This window comes from Nitrosospira sp. Nsp18, from assembly GCF_900103145.1.
In the GTDB taxonomy this organism is placed as follows: domain Bacteria; phylum Pseudomonadota; class Gammaproteobacteria; order Burkholderiales; family Nitrosomonadaceae; genus Nitrosospira.
On sequence record NZ_FMWY01000051.1, the window covers coordinates 1 to 3,597 of the forward strand.

3 protein-coding genes are annotated in these 3,597 nt (G+C 48.7%); all 3 read right to left on the reverse strand.

All coding sequences use genetic code 11. From position 1 onward, the window contains the following. Positions 1-80: 80 nt before the first annotated feature. Complete coding sequence (gene epsL, locus BLS94_RS14325; protein WP_090962607.1) at positions 81-1,136, reverse strand: XrtB/PEP-CTERM-associated polysaccharide biosynthesis outer membrane protein EpsL; 1,056 nt, start codon at positions 1,134-1,136, stop codon at positions 81-83. A gap of 131 nt (positions 1,137-1,267) precedes the next feature. After that, positions 1,268-2,611, reverse strand: coding sequence for an undecaprenyl-phosphate glucose phosphotransferase (locus BLS94_RS14330; protein ID WP_371130313.1), 1,344 nt, complete (start codon positions 2,609-2,611; stop codon positions 1,268-1,270). 67 nt (positions 2,612-2,678) lie between these two features. Next, on the reverse strand, positions 2,679-3,597 hold a 919-nt coding region (gene epsA, locus BLS94_RS14335), incomplete at its 5' end, for an XrtB/PEP-CTERM-associated transcriptional regulator EpsA (RefSeq protein ID WP_371130312.1).

The following is a 3,597-nucleotide window of genomic DNA, read 5'->3' on the forward strand; positions in this document are numbered from 1 at the left end:
AAATCATCTTCGATGCACTAAAATGAATTCCTTTCCTTATGGCACAACGTTAACTGCAAAACTGTTTCGGTAACCTTTTTCTATGGCGCAACGCGCCATAAAGGAACTATCGAAAAACGATTGTTCACTACGAAACTGCTGGAGAACCGCTGAAAATTTGGATTCAGGAAGGCGAACGCAACAGTTTGATAATTGGAAAGCTGGCGCGCCCAACTGGCGGTAACGCGAACTTTGCCCGTCATTGCCCAGTTCAGATTGAAATTGCCCACGAAACCCGCAAAATCACGCTGAGGAAAGTGTTTATGTTCACGCGACAGGTATCCTACACGCGCGTCGATTGAAGTTTTGCCAGTAACTGGCCATAACATACGTAGGTCATGTTCCATCTCATCGAAGCGGGTATCGAAGAGGCTCGCAACGATGGGCTCTGGCCTGTTGATGAATTCCCCACGTCCACTCCTCACCTTATAAGTAAGCGACGCACCCGATGGACGAGTATAACGAATGCCGCCTTCAACTGAAGAAATTTGGTTGTTAAAGTCCTGCACCGTAATTTTACTGTTCTTCGTTACGCTGTGGTCAATACCACCTATAAGGTGCCAAGCCCTGTCAATTTCAAAAATTCCCTCAAAATGATAATTGTCATTGGTGCGCAGATTTTGAGTGGTTGAGTTGGCGAAACCCGTCAAATTGGCAAAATTGTTAAGCGCCTCGCTGTGAGACCCGCTCAATCTGCCATGAAGATAAGGAGTAGCATACCAATACCAAGACGCGTTATAGTTTTTTCCAAGAAAGTTCAGAAAATCAAAATTGTTGTAACGGTTATCGACGAGGCTGCCAGTGGCCTCGAACCGTTGCATTAAATAAACCTTGTTCAGGTTAATCGCGAAGGTGGACGTTATGATCTGATCGGATCGTGAAGGCACGCCAAGTACCACAGCCGGATTGATGAGAGGCGATAAACGGAAGACGTTAGTGTCGTACATAATCGTGGTGCCAACCGTTGCGCTTAATGTATCGCCGGGAGCAGCATGGACGTATTGCGGCGGCATCAGCAATAAAAATAGATAGGCGGTAACCGCGAGCCAACGGCCATAACGCCGATTATTACGATGGGAAAAAGTCAGCAGCAACATTTTTTTTTAATTCTTTGTCTTCCTGACGACATCAGATATTGCAAGGGTATCACCTAGAGAGCTTGGAAGGTAGGGGCAAGCCGCGTTTCCAGACAGTAGAGATGACAAGAGTATTGCAGCAGAGTTTGAATTCAATAGGCAGCCCGATCTTTGAGAACTAGCATGACGGTCTTCAAAATGATATGCAGATCTAGCTGCAAAGACCAGTTGCGCAAATAATCGAGATCATGATCAATACGTGCCTGCATCTTATCGAGCGTTCGAGTTTCACCGCGGTAACCGTTGACCTGAGCCCAACCGGTAATCCCAGGCTTGACCTTGTGGCGGATCATATAACCTTTTATCAAATTGCGGTAGATTTCGTTATGTGCCACCGCATGAGGCCTCGGCCCGACGATGCTCATCCGGCCCTGCAGAACGTTAACAAACTGTGGCAATTCATCCAGCGAATTCTTGCGTAAAAAAGCGCCAATGCGCGTGATGCGGCTGTCCCCCTTCTCCGCTTGCCGGATGGTATCACCGTCCTCGCAGACACGCATCGACCGGAACTTATAGACAAGGATTTCTTCTCCATCCAGACCATAACGGCGCTGCTTAAAAATAATGGGGCCGGGTGAATCCAGCCTTATCCCGGCGGCGATGAGCAATAAGAGCGGCGAGATCAATGTAAGTATGATCAAAGAGAGAATTATGTCGCTTGCCCGCTTGACGATCCCGTTAGAGCCCGTGAAAGGCGATTCGCATACGGAGATAACTGGCGTGCCGCAAACTGAGTCGCTTCGGCCTTGGATAAGATCGGTAATAAACATGTCCGGCACGAAATATATCGAGGCTGTGGTGTCCTTCAGCTCATCGAGAATATGCAAAATGCGCGGCTGCGAGGCCATGGGGAGCGAAAGGTAAATAAATTGAATACGGTTTTCCTTGACGAATTGGGGAAGTTCGCGAAGCCTGCCAAGCAATGAATTGTGTTCCGTTTGATAAAGCCTGCTCTGACTCCGGTCGTCGAAAAAACCGGACAGTGCAATTTTTGAGTAGCGTGTTTCATGAATTCGAGTAGCAAGCGCAACCCCCTGCTCGTTCATGCCGACAATGATAGCGCGTTGCGGGGGCCCTTGCAGCATGAGCAAATAGGGAGCAGCGGAACGCAATGCGAGTTGGGCGCCGATCTGGCTCAAAGGGGCCACCCATAGCCAGGTTATCAGCGCCTCATTGGAGAATTCAGCTATGTAGCCGGTAGCAAGACCCAGAAAGAACAGCAGCAAGGCCACCCAGAACCAACTATAGAGAACATTGAAGATCAGTAGCTTTTTCGACGTTTGCAGACGCGAGGTTCCTGGAAAGGTAATCGAAAAAACGATAACTGCAAGAATCAGGTAGGGCGGACGCAATTCTCCCACGATCCCGATACTTACAAGCCAGAGCGAAAGTGTCAGTATCGCGGGATCGAGGATAGCCTCGACAGCTCTAAGCATGTTGTTGCCAAGCGGCACCGGCGCATTACGCGCGAAAACTGTCGAGGCGGAAAATGTGGGATGAACTTCAGCCATGGCTCGGACTGCGCTCCACTTTTGAAACGGCTTGCATGCGATTATAGACGTCAAGCTTTCTAAAAATCTGGTGTAAGTGATTTTTTACCGTGTAAGAACTAATACTCAAAATGCTGCCTATTTCGGCATTGGTTTTACCCTTCTTTACCCAGTTCATTATTTCAATTTCGCGCTCGCTCAGCCTGTGGCTTTCGCTTTCCAGCGAGTCCGTCAGAAGCGGTCGGAGGTAGGAGCACTGTGGCAGAGGTGTAATTCTGCGCAAGGCAGCGTCAAGATATGGCAATAGTAGTTCCATCGTGCTGAGCGTGGAATCATCAAGATTATCTTCCGAGCTGAAAATTACGTATAGGCAATCATTATGGCCACGCTTGTCGCTGATGCCGTGCGAAAGTGATGAATGCATGCCTTGCAAAGCTCTGCCAAAGGCGCCTGTCGCGACGCTTTTACCGCCAAAAATATCGGACTCACCGGTATCGCCTTTGCAAATGGTTGACGTGCATGGCATTCTGCCAAGTTCGACCCAGCGGTTATAAAGCGTCCGCAACAATGGAGAAAGACTTGCCGGTTCTGATTGGGCGGTTCTAACTCCCGGTAACGGGGAAATAATGTCGTGCCGAATGGAATTCGAGTGGAAGTCACCCCACGCGACGAGCATGATTTCATGGGGAAGATAATGCTGTAAATCTCCCTGAAGCCATCTGAGAAAATCGAAATGCTGGCGCACCGCTAATCCTTCCTGGACGATTCGGAAGTAGCGCTGAAGGTGATCAGCAGAGAGTGAGGAGAAAAAACCCATGTCGTGAATGAGTAAACTATTTAGTCGTCCCTGAAATACGTCCGCAAGCCTTACAGATATTAACGTTGAGGGGTATACAAGGTCTGAGGAAATTGCCAGAATTGGCGTTATTTCC

What these genes read in the sequence shown, in the direction of transcription:
- epsL (WP_090962607.1), bottom strand. Translation starts at nt 1,136, where the DNA reads ATGTTGCTGCTGACTTTTTCCCATCGTAATAATCGGCGTTATGGCCGT.
- BLS94_RS14330 (WP_371130313.1), bottom strand. Translation starts at nt 2,611, where the DNA reads ATGCTTAGAGCTGTCGAGGCTATCCTCGATCCCGCGATACTGACACTT.